Origin of the sequence: Leptolyngbya sp. PL-A3 (assembly GCF_039962325.1) — a bacterium.
Classification (GTDB): domain Bacteria; phylum Cyanobacteriota; class Cyanobacteriia; order Elainellales; family Elainellaceae; genus Vacuolonema.
The window spans coordinates 212,552-229,750 of the sequence record NZ_JAMPLB010000003.1; the positions used below are offsets into that span (position 1 = coordinate 212,552).

Consider the following 17,199-nt stretch of genomic DNA (forward strand, 5'->3'; position numbering starts at 1 on the left):
AATTGTTGCAGAAATGCCTTAATAACGGCCCCTTCCCCGGCTTTCTGAGGAGTTGTGTTACCATTCTTGACAAGATTCTTATCATTAACCAACGATAGGCAACGTTAATGGGCAAAGTTCTGGTGTTGAATGCCTCCTACGAACCCCTCAACATCACGAGCTGGCGGCGAGCAGTGGTACTGCTCATTAAGGGAAAGGCTGAACAGGTCGAACATAACGGAAAAATGGTCTACGATGCCTTGCCCCTGCCTTCCGTGATCCGCTTACGACATTATGTCCGGGTTCCCTACAAGGAGATTCCCCTCACCCGCCGCAACCTCCTCCATCGGGACTCACATTCGTGTCAGTACTGCGGATATACCGGCGAAGACCTCACGCTCGATCATGTGCTGCCGCGATCGCGAGGGGGCGAAGATTCCTGGGAAAATATTGTCACTGCCTGTGTTCGCTGTAATGTTAAAAAAGGTAACCGTACTCCGAAAGAAGCCAATATGCACCTTCGTCGTCCACCCCACCGTCCTCACAGCGGCCTCTACTTTGAAGTGACTAAGCACATTAAAAGTGGGCTTCACCAAGAATGGCAAAAATATGTGATTGGCATCTAAACCCCCGGTTGATTTTGACTGGGGGTTTGTTTTTGCTGGCCTATGCTCCATGGGCGGCTAGAGGAGGAGCTTTCCCTACCTCCTTTGTCTTACCTCCGGTACTCGTCAAGATTAGTTACAATCTTCATAATGGCTTCATCGTGTGGTGTGGAAATTGGAACCTACGATGGGGTGCCTGAACCAGGATTTTTTGAGAAGATCATAGATGTAACGACTTTGTCTTGATCGTTGACTTGGGTGCTACTGCAACCGTGGGAGTTCGCTCCCAGTAGCCCCGACGCTTCCTTATCACCTTCACGTCCTTAAAAACCTCCCAACAATATAATTTTGTGATGACAGACCCTCTCCTGGCTGATCCGGAAGCGGAAATAGCCCTTTCCTCTGAACGCCCCAGAAACGGTAGTTCTTTCAAACCAGAGTGGCCTAACGCCTCGATGCAAGGGCGGCGGCTCTCTGAGCAGCGAGTTGAAGCCCTCGACCGGATGTTGAAGGCGCATCGGGGCGATCGCCAACTGGTATTGCTACAAGATTTTCCCGATCCTGATGCTCTCTCCTGTGGCTGGGCTTACAAGCTCATTGCTGAACAATATGAGATTCGCTGCGATGTCGTTTATGCGGGTACTCTCAGCCATCAGGAGAATATTGCTCTGGTCAAGCTGACTAATTTGCCTGTTCAACGTTGGACAGCTCAGCTCTGTAAGGAGAAAGACTGGACAGCCTACAACGGCTGTGTGTTCATTGACAACCAGGGCACCACGACTCAATTGTGGCCCATGGTGCAACAGGCCAAAATCCCTGTAGCAGCGGTCATTGATCACCACAGTTCCCAAATTGAACTGAACGCCGAGTTCACCGATATCCGTACCAGTGCCCGTTCAACAGCGACGATCCTAACTCAATACTTGCAGGGTGGTTTGTTGCAACTCGATACCAGCAACAGCCAGCACATTAAATGTGCTACGGCTCTGATGCATGGTCTTCGCAGTGATACGAACCGCCTGATGCAGGCTCAGGAAGAAGACTTCATGGCAGCTGCTTATCTGAGTCGCTTCTATGACAGTCAACTGTTGAGTGCGGTGCTGCAATCCTCTCGCTCGAAGCGGGTGATGGATGTGATTGAGCGATCGCTCCGCAACCGCATAATGGAGAACAACTTTTCCATCGCTGGCGTTGGCTACCTGCGCTACGATGACCGCGACGCGATCCCTCAAGCGGCTGATTTCCTAGTTACGGAAGAGAACGTTCACACGGCTCTGGTTTACGGCATCGTCCACGACGAGGATGAGGAACTGGAAGTGGTGATTGGCTCTCTCCGCACCAACAAACTCACCCTGGATCCCGATGAGTTTCTCAAAGAAGCCTTCGGCCAGGATCCTCAGGGGCGGTTCTTCGGCGGCGGTCGCTCCATGGCCGGCGGATTCGAAATTCCCATGGGCTTCCTGTCAGGCTTCAACGACAATTCAGACTATGCCCGCATTAAATGGGAAGTGTTTGATGCCCAAATCAAACAAAAACTCCTACGTCTGGTCAACCCTGAAAATGGTGTGATTCGCACGACCTAATTAACAAGCCTAAAGTTAATGCCACCCCGTTTTATGGGGTGGCATTTTTGGTCAATGTGTGGATAGGATGTGGTGAAAGGGGGCACGAAGTGCCCCCTTTCACCACATTCTTGGTTTATTGCAAAATGCGACCCATATATTCGCCCCACAGTGCAGCCGCGTCACTACTACGGCCACTGGTCGGCGAGTTGTCATCGTTGCCAAACCATATGCCCGTTGTAATGTTTTGACTCGGAACGAAGCCTACGAACCAGAGATCGCGGTAGTCGTTGTTGGTACCTGTTTTGCCAGCTTCGCCTAAGCCTAAAGCGGCCGCCCGACCAGTGCCGCTGCTGATGACAGACTGGAGAAGGTCTGTCAGAGTGGCAGCAATGCCGGAGTCTAGCACCTGCTTTGCTGGAATGCCCTGCTGAGCCGCGTCATAGATGATACGGCAGGTTGTGTAAACCTCAGGGTTTTCGCAATCACTGCTGTCAAAAATGCGGCGAATGGTGTGGGGCCGATTCAGAACTCCTTCGTTGTCAACGGCTGCATAAGCTCCCGTTATATCCAGCAGCGTCACTTCACTTTGCCCCAAGGCTAATCCTGGGTTAGCCTGTAGCTCTGTAGTGATGCCCATGCGTTTGGCTAAGCCAATCACATTATTTAAGCCAGCTTCACGGGCAACCCGTACCGCAATAACGTTCTCGGATAACGCCATCCCGGTGAACATGTTGGCGCTACCGCCTGTACGTTCGCACCCGCGAAACTCCTGGCCTTCCCAGGACATGCCTTCACAGGAGAACTCGGTGTACGGCGAGACACCCTGCTCCAATGCAGCAGCATAATCAAACAGCTTGAAAGTCGATCCTGGCTGGCGAATGGCCTGACTGGCGCGATTAAATTGGCTTTCCAAAAAATCTTTTCCCCCCACCAGAGCCAGCACCTCTCCTGTGGCGGAATCAACGGTTACAAGCGCCCCCTGGGAAAATCCCGAAGCGTAACCCGTTGTCTCTATGGAGTTACGGAGGCTGGTTTCAGCGACACTCTGAAAGTTTTGATTGAGGGTGCTTTCCACCACAAAGTTACCTTCCTGAGCCAGTTGGCTCCCCAGAAGGGTTTCCAGTTCGGTAAAAACCTGACCGTAAAAATAGGGGGCGATGTTACTGCGGAGTTCTTCGATAGCGGCAGGGTTTACGTCAATGCGCGATCGCCGTGCGCGATCGGCTTCCTCTTCGCTCACCATGCCCTGGGCCACCATGCGGTTAAGGACGCGATCGCGATACTCTACCGCTGTGTCATAGTCCTGAATGGGGTTGAAGTTGTTGGGTGCGGGCAGAATTCCGGCCAGAGTCGCGGCTTCTGACAGGTTCAGGTCCTTGGCAGACTTGCCAAAGTAAAAGCGAGCCGCATCTTCAAACCCATAGTTGCCGTACCCCATATATACCCGGTTAAGGTACGTCAGCAGCAGAAAATCTTTGCTGTAGAACGTTTCCAATTTCAGCGCGACCACCGCCTCCCGCAATTTGCGCCCAGCCGAGTCCTCAGTTCCTACATAATCGCGGTAGATATTACGCGCAAGCTGCTGAGATAGGGTGCTGCCGCCTTCCAATAGGCGACCACCCCGAATGTTGGTGACCATGGCTCGCAGGATACCCAGCGGGTCAACTCCAAGGTGCCAGTAATAACGGACATCCTCTGACGCGATAACGGCTTTGGGGAGGTAAGCTGAATAATTGGATAGGCTCTGTGCCTCCTGGTGAGAGCGATTGCGTTGAGGATTGAGCACCGTCTCACTATCTCGGGCATAGACGATGACCGGCCCCTGAACCGACTCGGGTAATGGCCGTACTGAGAACTTAGTCCACTCCATCCCAATCCACATGGCGGTCAGAGCGGTCATCCCTGTAAAACCGTACAAGCCATACTGAGCCGTACGAACATACCAGGGCGGCGGGTCAACGTATTGAATTCGTACTGAATCGGCCAAATCTGCTGGCCCCAGGTTCAGCACATCGCCGTGGCGGAGAGGCAGTTTGGTGAGTCGACGCTTACCCCGGTAGATGCCATTGGTAGAATTTTCATCTCGCAGCATAAACGGCGACCCCGGCTTCCGGCTGTCCCGTGAAAGAGATAGATGCACCTGGCTGACCACGGGGTTGCGGACCACAATGTCGCAGGAGCGAGAACTCCGTCCCAACAAGTAGCGATCGCCTAACAACGGATAAACCTGTTTATTCCCGGTTTCTGTTTCTTCCACCCACAGTTCGGGAACACGGGCATTGGGCTTGACTTTCAGTCGAGAAAAATTGACCCGCGCGGATTGCACCGCTTGGGTTAGGCTACCCAGAAGGGTTTTAGAAGGCTTGGGAGGGGGAGTTGGGGTCTGTGGAGCAGCCATGCTTAGGTAGGGATGGGACAGGATGATGGCTCACACTGGATACAGTCGGGACGATCGCAATTTCGGAAAAAGTCGGGGCGATCGCATTCTCCATATCCTAATCGATTTGTTTGCCCTACGACTTGTTCCCCATATTGGATTGAGGTCTCTTTAAAAACAAAAGTAGGAGCGAGCCCCCCTCGCTCCTACTAGTTGCCTTAATCAGGCTAATCAGGAGTCAACTTCCATATTCAATATACGAAGGCACCCCCTGGGGGTACCTCGTTCAACCAGAGGAGCCAACTAGGTGATTGTTCATGTCCCCCATTTGGGGGAAGCTATTTGTCCCAGGCTCCTCTATGCCAGCAAACCGTCCCCTTTCTTCACAATTTCCTTCAGGAACCAGCGGTGCTTCTGGTGAACCTGTACGAGACGGGTGTAGAGGTCAGCCGTTCCAATGTCGCCTGCGGTGGCAGCGGCGTCTGCGTCTTTGTGCATTTCGTCAATGATGTGTTCGTGAGTGGCGATCGCCTCCTCCACCATCTGCTTCACAGACAGCTTGCCGCTGGAAGGGGTAACGGTAGCGGTCGTGAGGTAATCCGTAGGGTCAGCCACAGGGGAACCATCAATCATCAAGCTGCGCTCGGCCAGTTCATCCAGCATGGCGAAAACTTCGGTGCCGTGCTCTTCGAACAGCAGGTGCAAATCTCGGAAAAAGGGACCAAAGGTGAGCCAGTGGTATTTTTTGTAGTTAAGGTAGGCAACCAGGGTATTGGCTTGCTGACGATTCAACGCTTTGACCAATTCTGCTTGCTTGAGATCTAATGTCGTTGTCATAGTTACGTGCTCCTTAGTTTGCACATTGTGTGGATGCAGGTTGCAATGGTCTAAATCCATCGTCTGGGATGATTTGTCTATCACCCGCTCTACTCTCAAAACGCAAGAAAAAATGAAATTTCGGCTCTATACCGTTGCCTGGCATTAAGTTTGAGTTGTTGTGCCCGGTAGCCTCTCTGGCAACGGCTGAGGTCCTGAGCATTCTGAAGAGGAAGTTTTGCTCGATAGCTGTCACTCACCCCTTCTTCTAAATCATACTCATAACGAGTACGTTTTGCAACATTATTCTCTGTGGGTATATTCATATCTAGCACCAAACCCCAGAATCCTGATGTCTCGTTGCCGTGCGACAGCAAAATCAGGGTTTTGGGGTTGGGGCCGCTCCGGTACAAGAGATAAGTATGGGAGGCATGACTGCTGCCCATAGAGATAGGGTGAGGCTTGTAAACGCTTGAGTTGTTGCGCTTTCTGAAGTTATTTCATAATCTGGCAGGGATGGGCGATCGCCCAGTCATAATGAACGCAATTCATCTCAAGCTTGTGTGGTGTGAAACTTCTATGAGCCAATCTGTTGTGCGAGCGGTCAGAGGGCCGCTGATTCTGCTGGGAACTGCTTTAACCCTGGCTCTGACTGCTGTGGATGCTCACGCTCAGCGTAGTCCGGTCTACAATCCGCTACCGTTGCCCAGTAACAACCAAGTTACCGATACCCTATCTACAGAGGACATTCCCACTGGCAGTGGTGGGTTTGCGCGAGATTATCTGGTTTCCTTTGAGGAGGGGGATCAGGTCGTGATGGACTTAACATCTGATCAATTCGACACCATCCTGACGCTGATTGCCCCGGATGGCACCGCCATTGGTCAGAATGATGATGGTCCCGATGGCTCCACCAATTCTTTGCTATTTGCACGCATTACCCAACCCGGTAACTATATTGTCCGGGTGAGCCCGTTTGGTGGGCAGGGGCAGGGTGAGTTCACGCTGAACGTAAATCGCCTGCGTTCTGCCGATGAGCCCTGCCGATAATCCTGGCTATTTTAGAGTTTTCGCGAGAAACTTCAGCTTTTCTCCGGTAAGACTTGAGAGACTAACGGCTTATTTTTCGTACGATGTCGTACGAGAAATTAAATTTCCCCCCTAAAGGGTAGTTGAAACACTAGAACCAAAAGGAGAGAGTAGAGGCTTCACCCCGGCTCTCTCCTTTTGACCTGTCAGCATGGGTGATTGCGATAAAATTAAGAAATATAAATGTGTTGCTTGGGAGGACTGACAATGGCCGCCAAAGTCGAAATTTACACCTGGAGCATGTGCCCCTTCTGCATTCGCGCCAAGGCGCTATTGGATAAGAAAGGGGTAGAGTACACCGAATACTGCATTGACGGTGATGAGACTGCTCGCGCCAAGATGGCCGAACGGTCTCACGGGCGTCGCTCTCTTCCCCAAATTTTTATCGATGACCAGCACATTGGTGGTTGCGATGACATCCACGCGCTGAACTCCCGAGGTAAGCTAGATTCCCTATTGGAAGGGGTTGCTTAAACCAATGGGGTCGTTCGTTCGCTCCATTCTGAGTAAGACTGGGACGCTCCTTTCGGTCTACTACGCCTACATGGTGGAGTACCGGGCTGAGTTAATCCTGTGGGTACTTTCGGGGTCGCTTCCCCTGATTCTGATGGGAGTCTGGATGGAAGCGGCTCAGGGAGGCCAATTTGGCCTGACGCCGGTCGACTTTGTTCGCTACTTTTTAGCGGTATTTCTGGTACGGCAGTTTACTGTAGTCTGGGTTATTTGGGATTTTGAACGAGAAGTGGTGGAAGGGCGGCTCTCCTTCCGTCTGCTGCAACCGTTAGATCCAGGGTGGCATTATTTTGCGACGCACTTCGCTGAGCGGTTTGCTCGTATACCTTTCGCCATCTTCTTAATTGGCTTATTTTTCCTGATCTATCCGCAGGCGTTTTGGATTCCTGATCCCATCTCTTTCTGCCTTGCAATGGTCGCCATTCTTATGGCCTTTGCTTTGCGCTTTATGATGCAGTACACATTCTCGATGCTGGCTTTTTGGATGGAACGGGCCAGTGCGATCGAGCAGTTTTGGTTGTTGTTTTATCTCTTCTTGTCTGGGTTAATTGCCCCTCTAGAAATGTTTCCACCCGTGGTGCGTACCGTTGTACAGTGGACTCCATTTCCTTACATGATTAATTTTCCCGCTAGCTTATTGGTCGGCATGCCCGTCAATGTCCTCCAGGGGTTTGGCATGACAATCCTCTGGTTCCTGATATTTCTCGGGCTCAATCGCTGGTTATGGCGCTTGGGATTACGGCAATACTCCGGTATGGGCGCATAGGACAAACTGAAAAGGGTATGGCACAGCCATACCCTTTTCAACAGGATCACAAACAAAACAACCTGTAATTCTTTTTGTGGGAGTGGCGGCTCTGCCGCCACTCCCACAAAAAGAATTACAGGTTATTAAATGCATGATCCTTAGGAGATTTCTGAGAAACAATATCCCCATTATTTGGAAATCTTCTTAGGGATTGCAATAGGGACACTGGGCGGGATCGGCCACATCGGGAGAGGTGGGATCAGGTTTAGCCTGAGTAAATTGGCATTGTTTGCATTGGTAGATTGCTGTGACAGGAAGTTCGGTTGGCATGCCACAGAGACCGCAGGGTAAGCCTGGTTTCCGTTGCACCACATCAAAGCCGGGATAGTCACATTGAGGACAGTGCTGCTGGAGTTTGCGGACAAGATCCTGGGTGGCCTGGGCGATCGCCCCCATTCGTGTCGGGTTCATCATGGCCCGCATGTCGGTTTCAAGGTGGATCTGCCCAAACCTGGCCAGCATCCATCCCGCCAGTTCCTCTAATTCTGTTTCGTCTGTAATGCCTTTATAGATATGTTCAGAGCTTTCCGGCTCAGGCATTACCACCAACCCGTGGGAAGGGAAGCCAACTTTCCGGGCAAACTCCCAGGCTTGCTCCAGGTTGGTAATACTGGCGTGGCTGAAGTTGGTTTCGGTGGAGGTTGCTTCTCCCACCAGTTCCAGTCCACTCTCCTGGTCCACCAGCACCACCAGTTCACGGTTCAGGGGAAGCATGGGCAGAAAGGGGTGGGGGCCAAAGCTGCCTTCGCTGGCAATGCCCAGAGTTTCGCCGGTCAATTCCAATGCCTGTTGGATTTTGAGTTTTGCGGTTTGCAATTGGTCCGCAGGCCGCTTGATATCGCGAGTAAAGGTGCCAAATTGGTCGGTGTTAAAAGCTTGAGGGACTCGGGTTTGGATGCCGAGTTGGTGAAGAATAGGGGCGATCGCCTCCTCTTTGCGATGCATTGTGGCGATCACGGCCATCCGATTTGCAAAATCCCAGTTTCCCATGGCGCTCAAGTAACCTTCTAAAATTGAGTCTACATCCCCAAGACTCCAGATGTTGCTCAAAACACCGGGTGTCTTAGCCTCTCCTGTCGGACAATTTTGCTAAACAACGGTTGGATTTATCGCGAACAAGTGAATGCTGACAGCGCAGGCCAATCTTTGTTGGATTACTACGCGCAGCATTACCGCCATTCCACTCGAGAGGAATGGGCGGAGCGAATTCATGCGGGCCAAATTTTTGTGAATGGGGTAGTTGCAACGGCAGAAATGTTGCTGCAACCGGGGCAATGGCTCGCGTATCATCGGCCTCCCTGGGAGGAGGAAGAGGTGCCGTTGCATTTTGATGTGCTCTATGAAGACGAGGATTTATTGGTGATTGCCAAACCCTCGGGGCTTCCTGTCATGCCGGGGGGCGGCTTTCTGGAGCATACATTGCTCTGGCAACTGCAACAGCGCTATCCTGATGCGCCGCCCATACCGGTGCATCGATTGGGCCGGGGAACTTCAGGGTTAATGTTGTTGGCGCGATCGCCCCTTGCCCGTCGCTATCTGGCCCGACAGATGCGCGAATCTACCCTAAAAACTGATCAGTCTTCAGGCTTGCGCAAAACCTATCGAGCGTTAATTGGGGCGAGTGCTCTGGATAACCACACTATCCTTACGTATCCGATTGGCAAGGTTCCCCATTCAATTCTGGGCTATGTATATGCGGCTAGCCCTGAGGGTAAGCCTGCCCACAGTGAAGTTCAGATAGTTCGTCGTGCTTCTGACCAGACGTTGGTGGAGGTGACGATTCGGACGGGACGACCCCATCAAATTCGTATTCATCTGGCAGCAGCAGGTTATCCATTGGTTGGTGATCCCCTTTATGGAGTTGGGGGAGTGCCGTATGACAGCGGCCATTCTTTTGGAAACGGCAAAGCTGAACGTTCTCCTTTCCCTGGAGATTGTGGCTATTACTTGCATGCTTATCGCCTCACAGTTCCACATCCTCGTACGGGCAACGTCCTGCACTTTTGTGCCCCCCCGCCAGATGTACTGAGTTAATGAGACTGCCACTCAATACACCCTTTTGTAGAAGGGTTTTCTATGTAAATAGGATTAGGCTGAGCTTAAATCATTTTCCGAATCTTTGGCGGAAGAGTGAGAGGAAAACTATGAGCTTGTTTGAACCGTTTATTGTTAAGCCGAACTCTAAAATAAAACTAAAAGATTTTGACCCTCGATATTTGAATAATTTTGAGTATAAGGATATCAGGATAGACAAAAAAGAGTTGAAGGAGCGATCGCCCGAGGTCTTAAAAGCGAGCATCGAGCGGCTAGCAGAGTTTCAAGACAAACTCTATGCACAGAACACCTATGCTTTGCTCTGCATCTTTCAGGCTATGGATGCAGCAGGAAAAGACGGCACCATCAAGCATGTTATGTCAGGAGTTAACCCTCAGGGATGCCAGGTGTTTAGCTTTAAACAACCCTCTGCTGAAGAGCTGGATCACGATTACCTGTGGCGGTACTCCAAAGCGGTTCCTGAGCGCGGCAGAATTGGTATTTTCAACCGTTCCTATTACGAAGAAGTGTTAGTGGTGCGCGTTCATCCAGAGTTATTGGAACGGCAACAACTACCTGCGTCCCTTAAGGAAAGCAGTAAGGTCTGGAAGCAGCGCTTTGAGGAGATCAATAACTTCGAGAAATATTTAGTGAACAATGGCGTTGTTATCCTGAAGTTTTTTCTCAATGTTTCGAAGGAGGAACAAAAGGAACGTTTCATGAAACGGTTAGAGCTACCTGAGAAGAACTGGAAGTTTTCTGCTGCTGATGTTAAAGAGCGCCAATTGTGGGATAAGTACATGGATGCCTACGAGGATGTTTTTAATAACACGAGTACGGAATGGGCACCGTGGTATATCATCCCTGCCGATCGCAAATGGTATACACGGCTCATTGTGGGCGCTATCATTCACGAAACCCTGGCAAATCTTGGGTTGGCCTATCCCGAAGTGACAGCAGCTCAGAAGATCACACTGGCAGAAGCAAAACAGCTTTTGGAACAAGAACCGTAATAAACTAAACATGTAATGGAGTGTGGAAGAGGTACGAAATACCTCTTCCACACTCCATTATATGGCTAAAACACTATTCGAAAATGCGTGAAACCTTAATTTTGGCCTGCCGCTCATAGTGAACCTTGAATAGACGTTACGCTTTGCTATGAACGAAAGATATAAAGCAACGTGTACAAGGGGTATTTCTGCTGGAACTTCAGCAGAGTGCTTTAACTCAGGTCTTACAAACTGCCATTTCACCGGTTGTTCTTGTATCGGGGATTGGGTTTACTGATCCTCTCCATGACGAATCGGTTTGCACATACCACTGGCTGTATTCAGCTCTTGTTGAAACAATCTGAAAATACTGATTTTGATGAACAGACTCATCGCTGTAAGACGCAAATCCGTATTTTATATGGGCGATCGCGCATTCTTCTACTTGCCATCGCCCTCGGCAGTACTCTTTTTGTGAGTTTGCTGGTTATAGCTCTATTCACAACCTTTTTTGTAAATATTGATCTTCAAGGCATCATTATCATACTATTCACTGTTAGCTTGATATGTCTTGTAGCATCTGTTGTGCTGTTCATTCAGAACATAAGTCTGACTCTCAAAGCTTTAACAGAGAAACTGCGGGGTCAAATGTAAGTGTAATGTGTTTTTAATATACAGTTGTATTTTCTTCTCATGTTGCTCTTAGTGTTATGTATCGTCTAACTATTATTAAAATAGGCTATGCATACTATGCATAGCCCGTAAATGATTGAAGGTTAAATGCTCTGTGAATCGGAGGTAGATCAACCTTACATCATAGATGCTATTTGTTACTGAGCGGGCTGCGCGGGAGCCACTACGGCATTCACCTTAACATCAGTAACCCCTTTAATTTCCCGAGCTAAAGAATCAATGCGCTCCAATTGAGGTTGCGTTGGTACAGTGCCTGAGATAGTGACGACTCCATCCTTTGCCTCGGTGGTTAACTGGCTGGCGGGTAGATTGGCTTCCAGCTTACTGCGTACCTCGCTTTCCAGGTCACCATCGGCCCGTTCTAAATCTCCACCTCCGGCATTATTCCGTTGTTCTCGGGCACGAATATCGGAGTTCAGCTGCCGTCGCCGGACGGCGCTCTCGCCATCCTCTTGAACGGTTTGTGAATCTTCCCCCTGCGGTACTTGGCCTACCTGAGTGGTGTCATCCGGGGCATCTGCTGCGGTTTGAGCCGTATTGCTGCAAGCAACACCGCCTAATAGCAGAGCGCTACTCAGAAGTAATGTGGTGAGTGTCTTCATAAGGAATTGCTGAATGGGTTATGTCATTTACAAGGAGATGATTTTACGCAGATAACTCTGCGTAAAATCATCCCAAATGGACTTAGTGAGGGTCTTTACGGTGATCAATGATGATCACTTCGGGCTCAGAGCTACTTTTTTGAATGCGAGGTTGGGTGCGATCGTCCCGAGCGCTATCCAGCCCTGTGCGTGCACTTTCATCAATTCCTATGCGCTCATCACGGGTTCCGGCTGAACCGCTGAGTCCTGAGGCATTCATGCTCGAATTGACAGACGCCGACTCATAGACCTGCCAGGATGCTGGTTTACGAGCTGCTAAAATCTCATGAGCCTGGTTGATTTCGGATGCCGTGCCGCCAACAACCAGAAGGAAATCTCCGTGCTCTAAATCGCTATCGTACTGTTGCGCCTGATCAGCTGGGATACCGTAGCGCGATGCTTCAAAGCGATCGCGCACGTCTAACCCCACAAAGGAGTCACGCCGGGCTATCCGCTTGGCGGTTATAGAAACATGGCTGAGAGGGAACCCTGAGCGATGCAACTCGGTTACAGCTGCTTCGGCGTCATGCAATGTAGAGAAGCGGGCGATCGCATGCTTGTTGCGCCCTGCACCAACCACATCCTCGTGTGGCACAGAGTTGGCTGTAATGGGATGGGCAATACGGGGGTCTGGATGGGCTGAGTGCATCGGCATCGGTGCAGCAACAGGAGCCGCCGTTGTTGTGGTGCTCGGAGCATCGTAGACCTTGTAGGATTCCACACCCCGGCTATGGAGGATCTGCTCAGCCTGAGCAATCTCGTCATCGCTGCCATCCACAATCACCAGGTATTCCCCACGCATAATGCGATCGTGGTAGCCGTGGGCTTCGTCTTCGGGAATTCCCAGACCCGCCAAGGCACCCAGTAAGCTTCCGGCTACCGCCCCAATTGCGGTTCCTGCCAGTGTCGTTGCCAGTGTCGTAGCGGTTGCCCCCGCTACCAGAATGGGGCCAATTCCCGGAATTGCTAGGGTGCCCAATCCAACCAATAAGCCAGTTATGGTTCCCAGCGCTCCACCTGCTGCCGCACCCGTCTTTGCGCCTTCATCAGTTTTGGTGTGGTGAGTCGCCCCAGCAATGTTGCCCTGGTCTTCGGAATCTTTGGTCAGGATAGAAACCCGAGCCATTGGGAAGCCTGAATCGCGTAGCTCGTTCAGGGCATGTTCTGCAGCACGGCGGTTCGGAAATGTTCCGATTGCGCGGCGATGTCTGGCTGTATCGACATCAGAACGAGTGTTAACCATAATTTTGTCCCTCCGAAACGAGTCAAAATCACTTGCAAAGACATAGCTTTAGGGGTGATTTTGATGAATTCGCTTAACTAAAATGTGAATGGTGAGTACATCAAGCTTGCTGTGCTTTTTGAGCTTGATGGCCATCATTAATCAATAGTTGGGCCCGCTCACTATTCAGATTCAATTCCTACAAGTTAACGGTTGAGTTATCTTTAAACCCTCTATCTTTTGGGCCGTTTCAAGTAACAGCGTGTTCGTAAAATTGATAGATATTAGCGATTCATAATGCATCATTTTCCGCATTAGTGAAGTACGAAAGCTAGGTGGGAGCTTTGTTCTACATCTATCTCTCGTACTTCTCTAGTTTAAAGGGATTACAGCGCCTTAGGCTTGAGTCAGACACGGTTGTTTTTGTGAGAGCCGCGCTCCGCGCGGCTCTCACAAAAACAACCAGGTTTTAAGCGGTTGAAAAACGCTGTATAAGTAGCTATAGCTAGACACAAGGCATAAAGGTTTGTACTACTCTCAGTGCAGACATGTGGCCTTTCAGGTCTTATGTTTAATCGAGTTGAGCGACTGATTTGTAACAAAAACGCTAGATACAAAATCTTTTGGCCTGCGCCAAAAGATAATTTTGCTGTCCCCAAAGCACCACTCAAATTATCTTTTGATGTCGAGCCTAAAGATACAAAAAAGGGGTTTCAAGCATCACTAGCTTGAAACCCCAAGGGTCAGAGGGCTGCCTGATTACTCCACATCATCGTGGGCAAAACGGTTGTATAGGAAGTCGAGTGCGTAGTTACGCAGCTTATAGTATTCGGGATCTTCCATAATGCGATCGCGATCCCTTGGTCTGGGGAAGGGAATCGTCAGTACTTCACCAATATTGGCGGCGGGGCCGTTGGTCATCATGACCAGGCGATCGGCCAGGAACAACGCTTCATCAATGTCGTGGGTAATCATCAACACGGTGCAACGGTTGTCGTTCCAAATTTTCAGCAACTCTTCCTGAAGTTCTTCTTTGGTGATGGCGTCCAGTGCACCAAAAGGCTCGTCGAGAATCAGCACTTCTGGGCGGATGGAGAGGGCGCGGGCGATCGCGACCCGTTGCTTCATACCCCCAGACAGTTGCGTCGGCTTTTTGTCCATCGCATCGGACAGGCCGACCATCGCTAGCGTATCCCGAACGATGGCCCGCTTCTCTGCCTCAAGCTTGTTAGGATTAACAGAATCTACAGCCAGGTAAACATTTTCGAAAGCAGTCAGCCAGGGCAATAAGGCGTAGTTTTGAAACACAACCATGCGATCGGGACCAGGACCCTTGATCGGGTTGCCTTTCAGTTGCACACTACCATCGGTGGGCTGGCTGAAACCCGACACCATATTCAGAAGTGTGGACTTACCGCAACCAGAGTGACCAATTACGCAGATGAACTCACCCTGGGCTACGTTCAGATTGACATCTTTCAGTACCGTGTAAGGCCCTTTGGGAGTCGGATAAACCTTGGAAACCCCTTCGATCGTTAGAAATGGTTCGGCTACGCGTTGGCCTGGCGAACGATTCGTTACGGAAGTATCGAGTATTTGCTGCATAGTGCTTGATGAGGAATAAGGGTGAACCGGGAAGTGCTTGGTTGCCAATCTCAGGAAAGGGCAGAGTGTTTAAGGTAAGGAGCCTCACAGCTCTGCCCAAAACTGAGCGGATGGATACAGCGGCGTTTGCAAAACCGTCTGAAGCGTTTGTGTGTACCGACAAACAACTAGGCGGCGACGGTTTGGGGAACGACCGGACGGACTCCGTCGAGGGGAACTTCAGCCACGCTGAAATCACGCTTGATCGTCAGGTCGTTGAGGTAGGAGATGGGGTCGTCCGCATCAAAGGCTACGCCGTCGAACAGCTCAATAGAATCACTGCGGAACTTCACATCTGTAATCCCGATTTCCCGTGCCGCTGTGCTAAAAACGCCCACCCGGCAAACTCGCTCCAGAATTTCCACCCAGTTGCGGGGGAAAGGAATGTCGCCCCAGCGAGCCATCTGGGTCATCATCCACAGATGCTCAGTACGGCTGGGACGGTTCACACCACCGCCAAAGAACAGGTGGTGAGCATACTCACGCATGGGTTGATCCCGATTGCATACAAAGGTAGTGGGATCGCCCAGGTGGATGTACTCCACATCGGTGCTGATATACTCACGACGCGAGAGAAGCTGGCGAATTTCTTCGTGGTTCGCTTCATCGGCGCAGTAGCGGCAAGCTTCCAGCATCGCCTTCACCAGCGCAATGTGGGTGTTGGGGTAAGCGTTGGCCCAGTCTTCCCGAACCCCGAGCACTTTGCCGGGGTGGCCCAGCCAAATTTCCAGGTCGGTGGCAACGGTGAAGCCTGCATTTTCCATCGCCGCTCGTACGTTCCAGGGTTCCCCCACACAGTAGCCATCGATGGTACCCGCCTTGAGGTCAGCAATCATCTGAGCCGGAGGGATAGTCTTGAGAGACACATCGTGGTCGGGGTCGATGCCACCAGAGGCGAGCCAGTAGCGCAGCAGCAGGTTGTGCATGGAGGAAGGATGTACCATCCCCAGGGTGTGCCGCTGATCGGTGGTTTCCAGCAACATCCGCTTGAAATCTGCAGCGGTTTGCACCCCTAACTCGTAGAACTTTTTGTCCAGGGTGATGGCGTTGCCGTTGCGGGTCATGGTGAGAGCGCTGACCACAGGCAGAGGAGTGTCCTGGTGACCGCCAGCGCAGAACCAGACGGGCATCCCGGCGGGCATTTGTGCGCCATCAAGGTAACCACCGACGATGCCATCCACGATGCCACGCCAGCTAGTTTCCCGTACCAGGTTCACTTCGTCCAGGCCATGCTTGGTGAAGAAGCCTTTCTCCTGAGCAACGACCAGAGGAGCGCAAGCAGTGAGGGGTACGAAGCCGATTTCGAGGTTGACTTTTTCTAAACCATGACGAGCGATCGCCTCGGTCTTGCGAGCCCGCAGTTTCTTGATCCGCTTCTGTTGGTTGAGGAAGTAAATCAGCTCAGAACGCAAGCTGTAGTAGCTGGGGTGGTTGACCACTTCCATCCGCTTGCGGGGACGGGGGATGTCAACTTCCAAAATGCCGCCGATCTTGGAAGCGGGGCCGTTGGTGAGCATAACGATGCGATCGCTCAACAGTACCGCTTCATCTACATCGTGAGTCACCATTACAGCGGTAACCTGGTTTTCTTCGCAGATTTTCATCAACTGCTCTTGCAGGTTTCCGCGAGTCAGTGCGTCTAGTGCACCGAAGGGCTCATCCAGCAACAGCAGCTTGGGACGGATAGCTAGAGCGCGGGCGATCGCTACCCGCTGTTTCATGCCTCCAGACAACTGTGCGGGGGGCTTATCGACTGCATGTTGCAGACCCACCATCCGAATGTGGTCATCTACAATCTTTTCCCGCTCGGCCTTAGGCAGGTCGCCCAACACTTCATCGACTGCCAGCGCGATGTTTTCTTTGACCGTTAACCAGGGCAGCAGAGAGTAGTTCTGGAACACGACCATGCGATCAGGGCCTGGGCTATCGACCCGCTTACCCTCCAGGGTTACAAGACCATCGCTAGGAAGATCCAGACCTGCGATCATATTCAGCAGAGTAGACTTACCACAACCGGAGTGACCGATTAACGAAATAAACTCACCTTTTTTAATTTGTAGGTCAATTCCCTTAAGGGCAATGTACTCGCCACCGCCAGAGAGCGGGAAGACCTTTTCGATTTGATCAACACCAACAAATACTGACATAAGCTTTCTGGAAAGAATGGAGGACTGTGGGGGAATAGGCGATGGATGTATTTGTGAATGAGGTGAGGATAGAT

The 17,199-nt window shown here is 51.1% G+C and carries 17 protein-coding genes; 9 read left to right on the forward strand and 8 right to left on the reverse strand.

What is annotated here, in order from left to right; all coding sequences use genetic code 11:
• Positions 1-107: 107 nt before the first annotated feature.
• Complete coding sequence (locus NDI52_RS04365; RefSeq protein ID WP_190772733.1) at positions 108-605, forward strand: HNH endonuclease; 498 nt, start codon at positions 108-110, stop codon at positions 603-605.
• A gap of 332 nt (positions 606-937) precedes the next feature.
• Complete coding sequence (locus NDI52_RS04370) at positions 938-2,167, forward strand: bifunctional oligoribonuclease/PAP phosphatase NrnA (protein ID WP_190772734.1); 1,230 nt, start codon at positions 938-940, stop codon at positions 2,165-2,167.
• 115 nt (positions 2,168-2,282) lie between these two features.
• On the opposite strand, the gene NDI52_RS04375 is transcribed toward NDI52_RS04370, so the two are convergent.
• Complete coding sequence (locus NDI52_RS04375; protein ID WP_190772735.1) at positions 2,283-4,547, reverse strand: transglycosylase domain-containing protein; 2,265 nt, start codon at positions 4,545-4,547, stop codon at positions 2,283-2,285.
• Positions 4,548-4,569: 22 nt separating this feature from the next.
• Here NDI52_RS04375 and NDI52_RS04380 point away from each other — a divergent pair, with 22 nt between their 5' ends.
• Positions 4,570-4,701: a hypothetical protein gene (locus NDI52_RS04380; protein ID WP_277874453.1), complete on the forward strand. Its 132-nt coding sequence runs from the start codon at positions 4,570-4,572 to the stop codon at positions 4,699-4,701.
• Between the two features lie 182 nt (positions 4,702-4,883).
• On the opposite strand, the gene NDI52_RS04385 is transcribed toward NDI52_RS04380, so the two are convergent.
• On the reverse strand, positions 4,884-5,363 hold the full coding sequence (locus tag NDI52_RS04385) for a DNA starvation/stationary phase protection protein (RefSeq protein ID WP_190772736.1): 480 nt from the start codon (positions 5,361-5,363) through the stop codon (positions 4,884-4,886).
• Positions 5,364-5,458: 95 nt separating this feature from the next.
• On the reverse strand, positions 5,459-5,788 hold the full coding sequence (locus NDI52_RS04390) for a hypothetical protein (protein ID WP_190772737.1): 330 nt from the start codon (positions 5,786-5,788) through the stop codon (positions 5,459-5,461).
• A 133-nt stretch (positions 5,789-5,921) separates the two neighbouring features.
• Between NDI52_RS04390 and NDI52_RS04395 the strand changes: the two genes are divergently transcribed.
• The 3 genes from NDI52_RS04395 (at position 5,922) to NDI52_RS04405 (ending at position 7,710) form a co-directional block, all read left to right on the forward strand.
• A complete protein-coding gene (locus NDI52_RS04395) occupies positions 5,922-6,392 on the forward strand; it encodes a PPC domain-containing protein (RefSeq protein ID WP_190772738.1) in 471 nt (156 codons plus the stop codon).
• 246 nt (positions 6,393-6,638) lie between these two features.
• The gene (gene grxC, locus NDI52_RS04400) at positions 6,639-6,905 is read left to right on the forward strand and encodes a glutaredoxin 3 (protein ID WP_190772739.1); all 267 of its coding nucleotides are present in this window, start codon (positions 6,639-6,641) and stop codon (positions 6,903-6,905) included.
• Positions 6,906-6,909: 4 nt separating this feature from the next.
• Positions 6,910-7,710, forward strand: coding sequence for an ABC-2 family transporter protein (locus tag NDI52_RS04405; RefSeq protein WP_190772740.1), 801 nt, complete (start codon positions 6,910-6,912; stop codon positions 7,708-7,710).
• A gap of 186 nt (positions 7,711-7,896) precedes the next feature.
• Here the strand turns inward: NDI52_RS04405 and NDI52_RS04410 are convergent, their stop codons facing one another.
• Entirely contained in the window at positions 7,897-8,802 is a 906-nt protein-coding gene (locus tag NDI52_RS04410; protein WP_242045927.1) for a DUF6671 family protein, read from the reverse strand.
• Between the two features lie 36 nt (positions 8,803-8,838).
• On the opposite strand from NDI52_RS04410, the gene NDI52_RS04415 reads away from it, so the two are divergent.
• The 3 genes from NDI52_RS04415 (at position 8,839) to NDI52_RS04425 (ending at position 11,432) form a co-directional block, all read left to right on the forward strand.
• The gene (locus NDI52_RS04415; RefSeq protein ID WP_190772742.1) at positions 8,839-9,786 is read left to right on the forward strand and encodes an RluA family pseudouridine synthase; all 948 of its coding nucleotides are present in this window, start codon (positions 8,839-8,841) and stop codon (positions 9,784-9,786) included.
• A gap of 110 nt (positions 9,787-9,896) precedes the next feature.
• Positions 9,897-10,799 (forward strand): polyphosphate kinase 2 family protein, encoded by a 903-nt coding sequence (locus NDI52_RS04420; RefSeq protein WP_190772743.1) that lies wholly within the window; start codon positions 9,897-9,899, stop codon positions 10,797-10,799.
• Positions 10,800-11,051: 252 nt separating this feature from the next.
• Entirely contained in the window at positions 11,052-11,432 is a 381-nt protein-coding gene (locus NDI52_RS04425) for a DUF2721 domain-containing protein (RefSeq protein ID WP_277874848.1), read from the forward strand.
• Positions 11,433-11,608: 176 nt separating this feature from the next.
• Here NDI52_RS04425 and NDI52_RS04430 read toward each other — a convergent pair whose 3' ends face one another.
• From NDI52_RS04430 to NDI52_RS04445, 4 genes are all read right to left on the reverse strand, one after another.
• The gene (locus NDI52_RS04430) at positions 11,609-12,073 is read right to left on the reverse strand and encodes a BON domain-containing protein (protein ID WP_190772745.1); all 465 of its coding nucleotides are present in this window, start codon (positions 12,071-12,073) and stop codon (positions 11,609-11,611) included.
• An 82-nt stretch (positions 12,074-12,155) separates the two neighbouring features.
• Entirely contained in the window at positions 12,156-13,355 is a 1,200-nt protein-coding gene (locus NDI52_RS04435) for a general stress protein (RefSeq protein WP_190772746.1), read from the reverse strand.
• A 738-nt stretch (positions 13,356-14,093) separates the two neighbouring features.
• Positions 14,094-14,939, reverse strand: coding sequence for a nitrate ABC transporter ATP-binding protein (locus tag NDI52_RS04440; RefSeq protein WP_190772747.1), 846 nt, complete (start codon positions 14,937-14,939; stop codon positions 14,094-14,096).
• Positions 14,940-15,106: 167 nt separating this feature from the next.
• Positions 15,107-17,125, reverse strand: coding sequence for a nitrate ABC transporter ATP-binding protein (locus tag NDI52_RS04445; RefSeq protein WP_190772748.1), 2,019 nt, complete (start codon positions 17,123-17,125; stop codon positions 15,107-15,109).
• Positions 17,126-17,199: the final 74 nt, after the last annotated feature.